This is a genomic window from Pseudomonas fluorescens (assembly GCF_001708445.1).
Taxonomy (GTDB): Bacteria; Pseudomonadota; Gammaproteobacteria; order Pseudomonadales; family Pseudomonadaceae; genus Aquipseudomonas; species Aquipseudomonas gorinensis.
This window is the reverse complement of the sequence record NZ_CP015637.1, coordinates 6,580,481-6,595,131: the sequence shown is the minus strand read 5'-3', so window position 1 is coordinate 6,595,131 and position 14,651 is coordinate 6,580,481. Positions and strand designations below refer to the sequence as shown.

The following is a 14,651-nucleotide window of genomic DNA, read 5'->3' as shown; positions in this document are numbered from 1 at the left end:
CTGTCACACGACTGCAATAATTCCGTTATCTAATGCGGCGCAAGACAGTTAAATGACAAGAGGATTTTAGGCATGGTTGGCAGGAGCATTCTGATCGTTGACGACGAAGCGCCCATTCGCGAGATGATCGCCGTTGCGTTGGAAATGGCCGGCTATGACTGCCTGGAGGCGGAAAACTCCCAGCAGGCCCATGCCATCATCGTCGACCGCAAGCCGGACCTGATCCTGCTGGACTGGATGCTGCCGGGCACCTCCGGTATCGAACTGGCCCGCCGCCTCAAGCGTGATGAGCTGACCGGGGATATCCCGATCATCATGCTCACCGCCAAGGGCGAAGAGGACAACAAGATCCAGGGCCTGGAAGTCGGCGCCGACGACTACATCACCAAGCCATTTTCCCCACGGGAGCTGGTCGCTCGTCTGAAAGCGGTACTGCGCCGTGCCGGTCCTACCGATGGCGAAGCACCGATCGAAGTGGGCGGCCTGCTGCTGGACCCGATCAGCCACCGCGTGACCATCGACGGCAAGCCTGCCGAGATGGGCCCGACCGAATACCGCCTGCTGCAATTTTTCATGACCCACCAGGAGCGCGCCTACACCCGTGGCCAATTGCTGGACCAGGTGTGGGGCGGCAACGTGTATGTGGAAGAGCGCACCGTGGACGTGCACATCCGTCGCCTGCGCAAAGCCTTGGGCGACGCTTACGAGAATCTGGTACAAACCGTGCGCGGCACCGGCTATCGGTTTTCCACCAAGGGCTGAGCCAGCCACTTCCTGATTTAAGAGTCTGACTTAACAGCTGACAAGGACGCATGTTCAAGTGAATCAAAACTGGCATGGCACCCTGATCCGCCACATGCTTCTGTTGATCACCGGCTGCCTGCTGGTGGGCCTGGTCAGCGGTCAATACGGCTGGAGCCTGGCTGTTGGCATCGGCCTGTACCTGGGCTGGACGCTCAAGCAATTGCTGCGCCTGCATGAATGGTTGCGCCAGCACAAACCCGATGAAGCACCACCCGACGGCTACGGCCTGTGGGGCGAGGTGTTCGACAGCATCTACCACCTGCAACGCCGCGACCAACGCGTCCGCGGGCGCCTGCAAGCGGTGATCGACCGGGTACAGGAGTCCACCGCCGCGCTCAAGGACGCGGTGATCATGCTCGACAGCGATGGCAACCTGGAATGGTGGAACCGCGCCGCCGAGACCCTGCTGGGCCTCAAGACGCCCCAGGACAGCGGCCAGCCGGTGACCAACCTGGTGCGCCACCCGCGCTTCAAGGAGTACTTCGAACAGGAGAACTACGAAGAAGCCCTGGAAATCCCCTCGCCCACCAACGACCGCGTGCGCATCCAGCTGTACCTGACGCGCTACGGCAACAACGAACACCTGATGCTGGTGCGTGACGTGACACGCATCCACCAGCTGGAGCAGATGCGCAAGGACTTCGTCGCCAACGTCTCCCACGAACTGCGTACCCCATTGACCGTGATCTGCGGCTACCTGGAGACGCTGCTGGACAATGTCGACGAGATCAACCCGCGCTGGAGCCGCGCCCTGCAACAGATGCAGCAACAGGGCTCGCGCATGCAAACCCTGCTCAACGACTTGCTGTTGCTGGCCAAGCTGGAGGCCACCGATTACCCGTCGGACAACCAGCCGGTCGCGGTGCAGAGCCTGTTGCAGACCATCAAGAACGACGCCCAGGCCCTGTCCGGCCAACGCGGGCAACAGATCACCCTGGAAGCCGACCCGTCGATCCTGCTCAAAGGCAGCGAAGGCGAATTGCGCAGCGCGTTTTCCAACCTGGTGTTCAATGCGGTGAAATACACCCAGGACAAGGGCAATATCCGCATCCGCTGGTGGGCCGATGAACACGGCGCCCACCTGAGCGTGCAGGACTCCGGCATCGGCATCGATGCCAAGCACCTGCCGCGCCTCACCGAACGGTTCTACCGTGTCGACTCCAGCCGCAACTCCAACACCGGCGGCACCGGCCTCGGCCTGGCCATCGTCAAGCATGTGCTGCTGCGCCATCGCGCGCGGCTGGAGATCAGCAGCGTGCTGGGGCATGGCAGTACGTTCACCTGCCATTTTCCGCCGACTCAGGTGGCGCGCTCGCGAGTCCTCAGCCCCGACGAATAAACCCAATACTGTGGGAAGGGGCTTGCCCCCGATATAGGTGGCAGGGTGTCATGCAGCACATTCATATCTGACCCGCCGCCATCGGGGGCAAGCCACCTCCCACAGTGGATCGGTGTTGTCTTAGAGAGTGCATTCCATACCCCACCTGGCAGCAACCACTAGGCAAGCGCCCCATCAGCCGCTACATTGGCCCACTTGTGTCTGCCTTTCAGGCCCTCCTGTCACCCCTAATTGAACACACGGAACCCGCAAAACCCCATCATGGACCCTTCCCCTGGTATCACCCTCGCCACACTCTTCGCCGACTTCGGCATGATTCTTTTTGCACTGGTCCTGGTACTGCTCAACGGATTTTTCGTTGCAGCGGAGTTCGCCATGGTCAAATTGCGCTCCACCCGGGTCGAGGCCATCGCCCATACCAACGGCTGGCGCGGACAGATCCTGCGCACCGTGCACAGCCAGCTCGACGCCTACCTGTCGGCCTGCCAGCTGGGTATCACCCTCGCCTCCCTGGGCCTGGGCTGGGTCGGTGAGCCGGCCTTTGCGCATATCCTCGAACCGCTGCTGGGCGCCGTGGGCGTCGAATCGCCGGAAGTGATCAAGGGTGTGTCGTTCTTTGCCGCGTTCTTTGTGATTTCCTACCTGCACATCGTGGTCGGTGAACTGGCGCCCAAGTCCTGGGCGATCCGCAAACCCGAGTTGCTGTCGCTATGGACCGCCGTGCCGCTGTACCTGTTCTACTGGGCCATGTACCCGGCGATCTACCTGCTCAACGCCAGCGCCAACGCCATCCTGCGCATCGCCGGCCAAGGCGAACCCGGCCCGCACCACGAGCACCATTACAGCCGCGAAGAACTCAAGCTGATCCTGCACTCCAGCCGTGGCCAGGACCCCAGCGACCAGGGCATGCGCGTGCTGGCGTCGGCCGTGGAAATGGGCGAGCTGGAAGTGGTGGACTGGGCCAACTCCCGGGAAGACCTGGTGACCCTGGACTTCAACGCCCCCCTCAAGGAAATCCTCGCGCTGTTCCGTCGCCACAAATTCAGCCGTTACCCCGTGTATGACGCGGTGCGCAACGAGTTTGTCGGCCTTTTGCACATCAAGGACCTGCTGCTGGAACTGGCGGCCCTGGACCACCTCCCCGAGTCGTTCAACCTGGCCGAGCTGACCCGCCCGCTGGAACGTGTGTCGCGGCACATGCCGTTGTCACAGTTGCTGGAGCAGTTCCGCAAGGGCGGCGCGCATTTCGCCCTGGTGGAAGAAGCCGACGGCAAGGTCATCGGCTACCTGACCATGGAAGACGTGCTGGAAGTGCTGGTAGGCGATATTCAGGACGAACACCGCAAGGCCGAGCGCGGTATCCTCGCCTATCAGCCGGGCAAGCTGCTGGTACGGGGCGATACGCCGCTGTTCAAGGTGGAACGCCTGCTGGGCGTCGACCTGGACCACATCGAGGCTGAAACCTTGGCCGGGCTGGTCTACGACACCCTCAAGCGGGTGCCTGAAGAAGAAGAAGTGCTGGAGGTTGAGGGCTTGCGGATCATCATCAAGAAGATGAAAGGACCGAAGATCGTGCTGGCCAAGGTGTTACTGCTCGACTAACCGCAGGCGCGGGCTTGCCCGCTCCTGCCGTCAATTGCCCAATGCAAAATTGGGCAATGCGCCGACGGGCTGGTTGAATTCATACGGGATCGACACCAGCCCCGCCTCGGTGGGCCGCTGCACCACGAAGTGCAGATGCGGCCCGCTGCTGTTGCCGGTATTGCCCGATAACGCCAGCGGGCTCCCCACTGCCACGCGTTGCCCTACCCTCACACTGACCGACCCTCGCTTGAGATGCAGGTACACGCCCTCGGTGCCATCGTCGTGCCGCACCCGCACAAAATTCCCCGACGCATCATTGCCCCGCCCGGCCTGCTCGTTCTCGGTCTTCACCACCACACCGCTGCGGGCGGCAATAATCGGCGTGCCTTCAGGCATGGCAATGTCCATGGCGTAGCGGCTCTTGGCGTCGGTGTGGCTGAAACTGCCGTTGGGGCCCTGGGTCAGGCGGAAAGGACCGCCGCGCCAAGGCAAGGGGTAGCGGTAAGCTTGTTGTGGACGATCGGGCCTGGGCACGACAAGCATCGGTCGCTCAACCTTGCGCTCTCGGATCACGAACGCCTGGGCGCCAGGCGTATACCGGTCGCTGAAAAACACCAGGCCATTGGCATCGACGGATTTGTAGAGGGTCATGGCCTGGGTCGACAGGGCGACCGTTGCAAGCCCGCAGCACAGCAAAAAGCGCATGAGCATGGTGTGAACCTGCCGGGATGACTGAGCGGCAGGTTAGCAACGGATCATGACAACTTTGTACGCCACAATGGAGATCCAATGTGGGAGGGGGCTTGCCCCCGATAGCAGTCCTTCAGCCAAGTATTCGTTAGCTGACACACCGCTATCGGGGGCAAGCCCCCTCCCACATTTTTCAGTTGTCTCGAGGATCAGGCGCCCGGCACAAAATGCTTCTGCGCCGTGCCGCGCGCGATCAGGCGCGAGATGTAGTCAAGCTTCTGCGCATCCTGGTCGATGAACCGGAAGGTCAGTTGCAGCCAGTCGCTGTCGGGCTTGGGCTCGAACGCCACAATGGCGTGCAGGTAGCCGTTGAGGCGCGCGACTTCGGCGTTGTCGCCCTGCTCAAGGTCGAGTACCGCACTTTCCAGTACCTGGGGCAGGACCTCACCGCGACGCACCACCAGCAGCGCCTCCTTGATGCTCAGCGCCTTGATCACACACTGCTGGGTGCCGCTGGACAGGCGCAATTGGCCCTGGCCACGACCACCTGCCGGTGCCCCTGCCGCTGGCGCCGCTTGCACGGGTGGGCTGTTGAGCAAGCCGCGGCTGGGTGCCACGGCCGCGACCGGAGCGGCCTTGACCGCTTCAGGTTTGCCGCCGGTCAGGGCGCTCAGCGAGTCGTTGCCGAAAGCCGAGTTCATCTTGGTCGGTGCGCTGGCGACTAAGGCGTCGAGACGGCCGATTTTGTGCAGGGCCTGCTTGACCTTGTTCAGCAACTGCTCGTTGGTGAACGGCTTGCTGACGTAGCCGGATACACCGGCCTGGATCGCCTGGACCACGTTTTCCTTGTCGCCACGGCTGGTCACCATCACGAATGGCATGGCCTTGAGGTGCGCCTGTTCGCGGCACCAGGTCAATAGCTCAAGCCCGGACATCTCCGGCATTTCCCAGTCGCACAGCACCAGATCGAAGGTTTCGCGCATCAGGATGGCCTGGGCCTTTTTACCGTTCACCGCATCTTCGATCTTGATGCCCGGGAAGTAGTTGCGCAGGCACTTCTTCACCAGGTCGCGAATAAACGAGGCGTCATCCACCACCAATACACTGACTTTACTCATCGACCCTTTATCCTATAAAAACCGCGGCACGCAGAACGCCTGACTAATGGCATTTTGCCAAAACTCTATCGTCACGTTCGGACTTTCTTTCGTCCGATCCGTAAAAAATTCAGCTGCCACGAACAAAAACGCCCGACCAAAGGCCGGGCGTTAATTTCTCGGGCAACCTTACTTATCGTCAGATTCGCCAGGAACATTAGGGATTTGATCGACTGAACCTTCAACTTCCGCTTTCATGCGCTTGAGGCCCATGTGCCGTACGTCGGTGCCGCGTACCAGATAGATCACCAGTTCCGAGATATTGCGCGCGTGGTCGCCGATCCGCTCCAGGGAGCGCAGCACCCAGATAATGCTCAAGACCCTTGAGATAGAGCGCGGGTCTTCCATCATGTAGGTCGCCAGCTCACGCAACGCCGTCTTGTACTCACGGTCGATGATCTTGTCGTACTGGGCCACCGACAATGCCAGCTCGGCATCGAAGCGGGCGAATGCGTCAAGCGCGTCGCGCACCATGTTGCGCACCTGGTCGCCGATATGGCGCACTTCCACGTAGCCGCGCGGGGCTTCGCCTTCTTCACACAGCTGGATGGCGCGACGGGCAATCTTGGTGGCTTCGTCGCCGATGCGCTCGAGATCGATCACCGACTTGGAAATGCTGATGATCAAACGCAAGTCGGACGCCGCCGGCTGGCGACGGGCAAGAATGCGCAGGCATTCTTCGTCGATGTTGCGTTCCATCTGGTTGATCTGATCATCGATCTCACGCACTTGCTGGGCCAGGCCCGAGTCGGCCTCGATCAGCGCGGTGACCGCATCGTTGACTTGCTTCTCCACCAGCCCGCCCATCGCCAGGAGGTGGCTGCGCACTTCCTCAAGCTCGGCATTGAACTGCGCGGAGATGTGATGGGTAAGGCCTTCTTTGCTAATCATGTTGGCGTCCTTGGAGCGTCCGGTAAGGTGCGGAGAACCGCAGCGTCAGTGCAATCTGAACCACGGCTTCCTAGCCGTAGCGACCGGTGATGTAGTCTTCGGTCTGTTTTTTCGCCGGATTGGTGAACAGGGTATCGGTATCGCCGAACTCCACCAGCTTGCCCATGTACATGAACGCGGTGTAGTCGGAAACCCGCGCCGCCTGTTGCATGTTGTGGGTCACGATGACGATGGTGAACTTGGACTTGAGCTCGTAGATCAGTTCTTCCACTTTCAGCGTCGAGATCGGGTCGAGTGCCGAGCACGGTTCGTCGAGCAGCAGCACTTCCGGCTCCACGGCGATGGTGCGCGCAATCACCAGACGTTGCTGCTGGCCGCCGGACAGGCCCAGCGCTGACTCATGCAGGCGGTCCTTGACCTCATCCCACAGCGCCGCGCCCTTGAGTGCCCACTCCACGGCCTCATCAAGGATACGTTTCTTGTTGATGCCTTGGATGCGCAGGCCGTAGACCACATTTTCGTAGATGGTCTTGGGGAACGGGTTGGGCTTCTGGAACACCATGCCCACGCGACGACGCAACTCGGCCACGTCTTCGCCCTTGCGGTAGATGTTGGTGCCGTAGAGGTTGATCGCACCGTCCACGCGGCAACCGTCCACCAGGTCGTTCATGCGGTTGAACGTGCGCAGCAGGGTGGACTTGCCGCAGCCCGAGGGGCCGATAAAGGCGGTCACGCGCTGCTTGGGGATGTTCATGCTGACGTCGAACAACGCCTGCTTTTCACCGTAGTACAGGCTCAGGCCGGGCACTTCGATGGCCACGGTCTCCTGGGCCAGGCTCAGGCTCTGCTTGTCACGCCCCAGGGCAGACATGTTGATGCCGTGGGATTGGGTTTCGTGTTGCATGGGATGCTCCCTGTGCTACCAATTCGTTTCAGTGAGCCGCGGCGATTGGGCCTGCGGTTACATCATTCTTCTGTAGGAGCGAGCTTGCTCGCGAAGGTCGTTAACGAAACGCGCGGGAGCCAGAATGAACGCGGCGCCCTTGCGTTTCTCGCGAGCAAGCTCGCTCCTACAGGGTTATCAGCTATCCAACGCTTTGTATTTTTCGCGCAGGTGGTTGCGAATCCACACCGCCGACAGGTTCAACGTAGCGATCACCAGCACCAGCAACAACGCGGTGGCGTACACCAGCGGCCGTGCGGCCTCGACGTTGGGGCTCTGGAAGCCGACGTCATAAATATGGAAGCCCAGGTGCATGATCTTCTGGTCCAGGTGCAGGTACGGGTAGTTGCCATCCAGCGGCAGCGACGGCGCCAGCTTGACCACACCCACCAGCATCAGCGGCGCCACTTCACCGGCGGCACGCGCCACGGCGAGGATCATGCCGGTCATCATCGCCGGGCTGGCCATCGGCAGCACGATCTTCCACAACGTTTCCGCCTTGGTCGCGCCCAGTGCCAGGGACCCCTCACGCACGGTGCGAGGAATCCGCGCCAAGCCTTCTTCAGTGGCCACGATCACCACCGGCACCGCCAGCAGCGCCAGGGTCAGCGAGGCCCAGAGCAGGCCTGGGGTGCCGAAGGTCGGGGCCGGCAGGGCTTCGGCGAAGAACAAACGGTCGACCGAGCCACCCAATACATACACGAAGAACCCCAGGCCGAACACGCCGTAGACGATGGCCGGTACACCCGCCAGGTTGTTCACGGCGATGCGGATAATCCGCGTCAGGGTGTTCTGCTTGGCGTATTCACGCAGATACACCGCTGCCAGCACGCCGAACGGGGTCACGATCATCGCCATGATCAGGGTCATCATCACGGTGCCGAAGATGGCCGGGAAGATCCCGCCTTCGGTGTTGGCTTCCCGTGGGTCGTCGCTGAGGAACTCCCAGACCTTGCTGAAGTAGAAGCCGATCTTGGTCATCGTGCCCATGGCGTTCGGCTGGTAGGCGTGTACCACTTTGCCGATGCCGATTTCCACTTCCTTGCCGTTCGCATCGCGGGCGGTCAAGGCGTCGCGGTTGAACTGGGCGTGCAGGTCGGCCAGGCGCGCTTCGATGTCCTGGTAGCGGGCGTTCAGTTCGGCGCGGTCGGCATCCATGTCGGCCTGGGCGGCGGCGTCGAGCTTGCCTTCCAGTTCCAGCTTGCGACCGTGCAGGCGAATACGTTCGAGGCCGGCGTTGATCGCGCCGATGTCGGACTTCTCCAAGGTCTTGAGTTGAGCCGCCAGCTTGTTCACGCGGTCGACGCGGGCTTGCAGTTCCGGCCACGCGGCCTCGCCTTCAGCGATGACCTTGCCATCCTGCTTGACGTTGACCAGGGTGCCGTAGAAGTTGCCCCACTCGCGACGCTCGATAGTCATCAGGCTCTTCGGCGTGCTCTGGTCCTTCAACCACTCGCCGACGATCCAGGTGAAGTCGTTGCCGTTCAGGTCACGGTTGCCGACCTTGATCAGCTCGCGGGTCATGAATTCCGGGCCCGCATCGGGCACCGGCAGGCCAGCGCTTTTCAGGCGCTCGCGCGGCACTTCTTCTTTCTGCACCACTTCGCCGATGACGATATGGTTTTCCTGGCCCGGCACGTTGTAGTTGGCCTGGATCAGGTCAGCCGGCCAGAAGTGGCCCAGGCCACGCACGGCAATCACCGCCAGCAAACCAATGGTCATGATGACCGCGATGGACACCGCGCCACCGCTGATCCAGACGCCGGGAGCGCCGCTCTTGAACCATCCATTCAGGGAGTTCTGTTTCACAGACTTCTACCTTTCTTAAAGCGACGAGTATTTCTTGCGCAGACGCTGACGGATCAGCTCGGCGAGGGTGTTCATGATGAAGGTGAACAGCAGCAGCACCAGTGCCGAGAGGAACAGCACGCGGTAGTGACTGCCGCCCACTTCCGACTCGGGCATCTCCACGGCGACGTTGGCCGCCAGGGTGCGCAGGCCTTCGAACAGGTTCATCTCCATCACCGGCGTATTACCGGTGGCCATCAGCACGATCATGGTCTCGCCCACGGCGCGGCCCATGCCGATCATCAGCGCCGAGAAAATCCCCGGGCTGGCGGTCAGGATGACGACGCGGGTCATGGTCTGCCACGGCGTGGCGCCCAGGGCCAGGGAGCCCAGGGTCAGGCCGCGCGGCACGCTGAACACGGCGTCTTCGGCGATGGAGTAGATGTTCGGGATCACTGCAAACCCCATGGCCAGGCCAACCACCAGGGCGTTGCGCTGGTCGTAGGTGATGCCGAGGTCATGGGAGATCCACATGCGCATGTCGCCGCCGAAGAACCAGGTTTCCAGGTACGGGCTCATGTACAGCGAGAGCCAGCCCACCAACAGGATCACCGGGATCAGGATCGCGCTTTCCCAGCCATCGGGTACCCGCAGGCGGATAGACTCAGGCAGGCGGCTGAAGATAAAACCGGCCACCAGGATGCCAATCGGCACCAGCATCAGCAGACTGAAAATCCCCGGTAGATGCCCTTCGACATACGGCGCCAGGAACAGGCCGGCGAAGAAGCCAAGGATCACCGTCGGCATCGCTTCCATCAGTTCGATCACCGGCTTGACCTTGCGGCGCAGGCTCGGGGCCATGAAGTAAGCGGTATAGATCGCGGCGGCAATGGCCAGTGGCGCGGCCAGCAGCATGGCGTAGAACGCGGCCTTCAAGGTACCGAAGGTCAGCGGGGCCAGGCTCATCTTGGGTTCGAAATCAGTGTTGGCGGCGGTCGATTGCCAGACGTATTTAGGCTCGTCGTAGTTTTCGTACCAGACCTTGCTCCACAACGCGCTCCAGGACACTTCCGGGTGCGGGTTGTCCAGCAGCAGCGGTTGCAGCTTGCCGCCGGCTTCGACGATCACACGGTTGGCGCGAGGCGACAGGCCGAACACGCCCTGGCCGTCGACCACCGGATCCACCAGCAGGGTGCGGTGGGCGGTGCTGTGGAACACGCCGAACTTGCCGGAAGCATCGAGGGCGGTGAAGCCTTTGCGACGCTCTTCGGCGGTGATTTCCACGATGGGCGCGGTGCCCATCTGGAAGGTGCGGATCTGCTTCAGGCGCTGCTCGCCATCCGGGTCGCGGGCCATGAACCACTGGGCCAGGCCACCCTTGGAGTTGCCGATAATCAGCGAGATACCGCCCACCAGTTGAGTGCTGGCGGTGATTTCAGCGTTGGCGTCTTCCAGCAACTTGTAGCGACCATTGAGGCTCTTGTCGCGCAGGCTGAACACATCGGCCAGGGCGCGACCGTTAATCACATACAGCCACTGCTGGCGCGGGTCGATGAAGATCGCCTTCACCGGCTCAGTCATCTGCGGCAGCTCGATACGCTTCTGCTCGCTGGTGACGTCGCCGGTCATCATGTTTTCTTCACGGCTCAGGGTCAGCACGTTCAAGTGCGAACCCGCCGAGCCGGCAACCACCAGCAACGAGTCGGTGGCGTTGAGGGCGACGTGCTCCAACGGGCGGCCGGCATCGTCGAGCACGATGGGCGTTTCACCGTAGGGGTATTCAATCGCAGGCGTGATGGTTTTCTTGCCGTCCGGGTACGACACCTTATAGGTGTGGCGGAACACCAGGGACTGGCCATTGGAAAAGCCGAGGATCACCAGCGGGCTGCCCGGCTGGTCTTCACCGATGGACGCTACGCTCGCACCCGCCGGCAGCGGCAGATCGAAACGCTTGAGTTCGGCACCGGTGGCGACATCAAAGAACAGCGCCTGGCCCTTGTCGGAAACCCGCATGGCCACCTGGTTCTGTTCCTCCAGGGAAATCATCAACGGCTTGCCGGCGTCCTGGATCCAGGCCGGGGTCAGCGCGTCTTCCTTGGTCAGGGAAGCACCTTGGAACAGTGGCGCAACCACATAGGCAAGAAAGAAGAAAATCAGGGTAATGGCGCCGAGGACGGCGAGGCCGCCAATCAGTACGTACCAACGGGTCAGGCGATCCTTGAGCGCGCGGATGCGGCGCTTGCGTTGCAGCTCAGGCGTATTGAAATCAATGCGCTTGGGGGGAGAAGTTGTCGTCATGGTGGAATTGGCCAGATCATTCATGCGCACACCCTAGCGATCCTGTATGACAGAAAGATGACAATGCAGTGACGCAAGAAATCCGCCGCGAAGCAGGGCTGGCAGCGGATTGAAAATTAGTGATGCGGGAACCGGCGTACCGGTTCCCGCAGAGGCAATCAGTTGCCTTCTTTCAGACCCAGGTCAGCCAGGGCCTTGGCGGCAACTTTGGCTGGCAGCGGGATGTAGCCGTCTTTCACTACAACTTCCTGGCCCTGTTTGGACAGAACCAGTTTCACGAACTCAGCTTCCAGCGGGGCCAGAGGCTTGTTCGGGGCTTTGTTGACGTACACGTAGAGGAAGCGCGACAGCGGGTATTTGCCGTTCAGGGCGTTTTCTTCGCTGTCTTCGATGAAGTCAGTGCTGCCTTTCTTGGCCAGGGCCACGGTTTTCACGCTGGCGGTCTTGTAGCCGATACCCGAGTAACCGATGCCGTTCAGCGAGGAGCTGATCGACTGCACGACCGAAGCCGAGCCAGGTTGTTCGTTCACGTTAGGCTTGTAGTCGCCTTTGCACAGGGCTTCTTCCTTGAAGTAGCCGTAGGTGCCGGACACCGAGTTACGACCGAACAGTTGCACTGGTTTGTTGGCCAGGTCGCCGGTCACACCCAGGTCGCCCCAGGTTTTCACGTCGGCTTTGCCACCGCACAGGCGAGTCGAGGAGAAGATCGCGTCAACTTGCTCCATGGTCAGGTGCTGGATCGGGTTGTCCTTGTGCACGAACACCGCCAGGGCGTCCACGGCAACCGGGATAGCGGTTGGCTTGTAGCCGTACTTCTGCTCGAAGGCCGCCAGTTCGGTGTCCTTCATCTTGCGGCTCATCGGGCCCAGGTTGGAAGTGCCTTCAGTCAGCGCAGGAGGCGCGGTGGCAGAACCAGCAGCTTGAATCTGGATGTTGACGTTCGGGTATTCCTTTTTGTAACCCTCAGCCCACAGGGTCATCAGGTTGGCCAGGGTATCGGAACCGACGCTGGACAAGTTGCCCGACACACCAGTGGTCTTCACATAAGCCGGAATTGCCGGGTCAACACCAGCGGCCACCGCGTTGGCGGTCGCAACGCCAGCAGCGACAAAAGTCATTGCCGCCATCAAACGTTTCAGTTTCATGCCTTGCTCCTAGCAGATAGGGATAATTGGATCGGGGCCAAGTATCGAGAGGCCGTGTGAACACTCTATGTCTGGAATATGACAATTAGATGAAAGGCCATCATCGATGATGAAACGCAGCAACGCGGGGAAAACTTCGGAAACACAGGGGTTCTGCGAGGGTTGAGGCGGGCGTAACGGTTATTCGGAAACACTCTGACATTATTGATGAGGCAAACATCACCTGTGGCGAACGCGCCCGCCACAGGTGATCAGTCGGCCGTCAGCGCCCGCGCTTCCACAGGTACCCACCCACCACCATCCCCATCACACACAGGACGGCAACGTAGTAAGCCGGGCCCATCGGGCTTTCCTTCATCAGCAACGACACGGCCAACGGCGTCAGCCCACCGAACACCGCGTAGGCCACGTTGTAGGAGAATGACAAACCACTGAAGCGCACCACGGGCGGGAAGGCTTTGACCATCACGTAAGGCACCACGCCAATGGTGCCGACGAACAGACCGGTCAGGGCGTACAGCGGGAACAACCAGTCGGGGTGGTCCAGCAAGCTGTGGTAAAGCGTCCACGACGTTGCCAGCAACAGCGCGCAACCGGCAACCAGTACGCGCCCGGCACCGAAACGGTCGGCCAGGGCACCGGAGGCAATGCAGCCCAGGCTCAGGGTCACGATGGCCAGGCTGTTGGCTTGCAGCGCAATGGTCGGAGTGAAGTGGTAGATGGTCTGCAGCACGGTCGGAGTCATCAGGATGACCACCACGACGCCGGCCGACAACAGCCAGGTCAACAGCATCGACAGCACGATGGCGCCACGATGGTCACGCAGTACGGCGCGCAATGGCAGCTCGGCGGCCAGGGTCTTGCGCTGCTGCATCTCGGCAAAGATCGGGGTTTCGTGCAGCCAGCGGCGCAGGTACACCGACAGCAGGCCAAATACACCGCCCAGCAAGAATGGAATCCGCCAGGCGTAATCCGAGACCTGCTCGGGGCTATAAATAGTGTTGATGGCGGTGGCCACCAGCGAGCCCAGCAGGATGCCGGCGGTGAGGCCGCTAGTCAGGGTACCGCAGGCGTAGCCGATGTGACGCGGCGGAACGTGTTCGGAGACGAACACCCAAGCACCCGGTACTTCGCCGCCAATGGCCGCACCCTGGATCACGCGCATCAGCAGCAACAGGATCGGCGCCCACAGGCCGATCTGCGCGTAGGTCGGCAGCAGGCCCATGATCAGGGTCGGCACGGCCATCATGAAGATGCTGAGGGTGAACATTTTCTTGCGGCCCAGCAGGTCACCGAAGTGCGCCATGATGATGCCGCCCAATGGGCGTGCCAGGTAACCGGCGGCGAAAATGCCGAAGGTCTGCATCATACGCAGCCATTCGGGCATGTCGGCGGGGAAGAACAGTTTTCCGACCACCGTGGCGAAAAACACGAAGATGATGAAGTCGTAGAACTCCAGCGCCCCGCCCAAGGCAGACAGCGACAGGGTTTTGTAGTCGTTGCGGGTCAGCGGGCGCGACGGTTGCGCACTGCTTGCGGGCACGGAGGACATGGCAGAGCTTCTCTTATAGTAATCAGCGTAATAAGGACGACATGCCCGCGACTGGCGGCGGGTCTGGCAAGATAGCAAATCGTTGGAAAAAGCACAGCGCCGAACGGTTAACTGTGCAGATGGACGAAATAATCCCGTCGCGGGACACCCGTTAAGCTGGATAGAAGAACAGTTGCCCGAAAAAGCCCCATTACAGCGTCTATTTACCGACCAAATGAGCGCCGGGAGGTCGTCGTGGCGTCAGGGTCTCGATATACTCGGCCCTTGCATGCGCAAGACCCGCATCCTTGACGGGCTGCTGTGCCAAAACGCCGTTGGGTGCCACCCAGCCGGTTTGGCAGAGTTTCCCTTTAGTACGCCTTACGAGAAACGTATCGAACGGAGTATGTTTGTGCTGAAACGTTTTTCCACCAGTCGGCTATCCACTTTGCACCATCTATAAAAAGCTTCACGGGTCAGA

11 protein-coding genes are annotated in these 14,651 nt (G+C 61.1%); 3 read left to right on the top strand and 8 right to left on the bottom strand.

Annotated features, from left to right (window positions below):
* Positions 1–72: 72 nt before the first annotated feature.
* The 3 genes from phoB to A7317_RS29520 all read left to right on the top strand — a co-directional run bounded on the left by phoB (position 73) and on the right by A7317_RS29520 (position 3,745).
* Complete coding sequence (phoB, locus tag A7317_RS29530) at positions 73–762, top strand: phosphate regulon transcriptional regulator PhoB (RefSeq protein WP_003176964.1); 690 nt, start codon at positions 73–75, stop codon at positions 760–762.
* Positions 763–856: 94 nt separating this feature from the next.
* Positions 857–2,143, top strand: a complete 1,287-nt coding sequence (gene phoR / locus A7317_RS29525) for a phosphate regulon sensor histidine kinase PhoR (RefSeq protein WP_206379746.1) — start codon at positions 857–859, stop codon at positions 2,141–2,143.
* 261 nt (positions 2,144–2,404) lie between these two features.
* Positions 2,405–3,745, top strand: coding sequence for a hemolysin family protein (locus A7317_RS29520; RefSeq protein ID WP_024078148.1), 1,341 nt, complete (start codon positions 2,405–2,407; stop codon positions 3,743–3,745).
* Between the two features lie 30 nt (positions 3,746–3,775).
* Here A7317_RS29520 and A7317_RS29515 read toward each other — a convergent pair whose 3' ends face one another.
* The 8 genes from A7317_RS29515 to A7317_RS29480 all read right to left on the bottom strand — a co-directional run bounded on the left by A7317_RS29515 (position 3,776) and on the right by A7317_RS29480 (position 14,191).
* Positions 3,776–4,438 carry a M23 family metallopeptidase gene (locus A7317_RS29515; protein WP_069077345.1) on the bottom strand — a complete coding sequence of 221 codons (663 nt, stop codon included), beginning with the start codon at positions 4,436–4,438 and terminating at the stop codon, positions 3,776–3,778.
* Positions 4,439–4,626: 188 nt separating this feature from the next.
* Complete coding sequence (locus tag A7317_RS29510; protein WP_069077344.1) at positions 4,627–5,535, bottom strand: response regulator; 909 nt, start codon at positions 5,533–5,535, stop codon at positions 4,627–4,629.
* A gap of 168 nt (positions 5,536–5,703) precedes the next feature.
* A complete protein-coding gene (gene phoU / locus A7317_RS29505) occupies positions 5,704–6,465 on the bottom strand; it encodes a phosphate signaling complex protein PhoU (protein WP_024078151.1) in 762 nt (253 codons plus the stop codon).
* Positions 6,466–6,535: 70 nt separating this feature from the next.
* Positions 6,536–7,369, bottom strand: coding sequence for a phosphate ABC transporter ATP-binding protein PstB (gene pstB, locus A7317_RS29500; protein WP_024078152.1), 834 nt, complete (start codon positions 7,367–7,369; stop codon positions 6,536–6,538).
* Positions 7,370–7,546: 177 nt separating this feature from the next.
* The gene (gene pstA, locus A7317_RS29495) at positions 7,547–9,217 is read right to left on the bottom strand and encodes a phosphate ABC transporter permease PstA (protein ID WP_069077343.1); all 1,671 of its coding nucleotides are present in this window, start codon (positions 9,215–9,217) and stop codon (positions 7,547–7,549) included.
* Between the two features lie 15 nt (positions 9,218–9,232).
* Positions 9,233–11,266: an ABC transporter permease subunit gene (locus A7317_RS29490; RefSeq protein WP_172831392.1), complete on the bottom strand. Its 2,034-nt coding sequence runs from the start codon at positions 11,264–11,266 to the stop codon at positions 9,233–9,235.
* Between the two features lie 386 nt (positions 11,267–11,652).
* Positions 11,653–12,639 (bottom strand): phosphate ABC transporter substrate-binding protein PstS, encoded by a 987-nt coding sequence (locus tag A7317_RS29485; RefSeq protein WP_016978637.1) that lies wholly within the window; start codon positions 12,637–12,639, stop codon positions 11,653–11,655.
* A 262-nt stretch (positions 12,640–12,901) separates the two neighbouring features.
* Entirely contained in the window at positions 12,902–14,191 is a 1,290-nt protein-coding gene (locus A7317_RS29480; protein ID WP_024078155.1) for an MFS transporter, read from the bottom strand.
* Positions 14,192–14,651: the final 460 nt, after the last annotated feature.

Coding starts and splice junctions, on each gene's coding strand:
- phoB (WP_003176964.1), top strand. CDS start 73: ATGGTTGGCAGGAGCATTCTGATCGTTGACGACGAAGCGCCCATTCGC.
- phoR (WP_206379746.1), top strand. CDS start 857: ATGCTTCTGTTGATCACCGGCTGCCTGCTGGTGGGCCTGGTCAGCGGT.
- A7317_RS29520 (WP_024078148.1), top strand. CDS start 2,405: ATGGACCCTTCCCCTGGTATCACCCTCGCCACACTCTTCGCCGACTTC.
- A7317_RS29515 (WP_069077345.1), bottom strand. CDS start 4,438: ATGCTCATGCGCTTTTTGCTGTGCTGCGGGCTTGCAACGGTCGCCCTG.
- A7317_RS29510 (WP_069077344.1), bottom strand. CDS start 5,535: ATGAGTAAAGTCAGTGTATTGGTGGTGGATGACGCCTCGTTTATTCGC.
- phoU (WP_024078151.1), bottom strand. CDS start 6,465: ATGATTAGCAAAGAAGGCCTTACCCATCACATCTCCGCGCAGTTCAAT.
- pstB (WP_024078152.1), bottom strand. CDS start 7,369: ATGCAACACGAAACCCAATCCCACGGCATCAACATGTCTGCCCTGGGG.
- A7317_RS29485 (WP_016978637.1), bottom strand. CDS start 12,639: ATGAAACTGAAACGTTTGATGGCGGCAATGACTTTTGTCGCTGCTGGC.
- A7317_RS29480 (WP_024078155.1), bottom strand. CDS start 14,191: ATGTCCTCCGTGCCCGCAAGCAGTGCGCAACCGTCGCGCCCGCTGACC.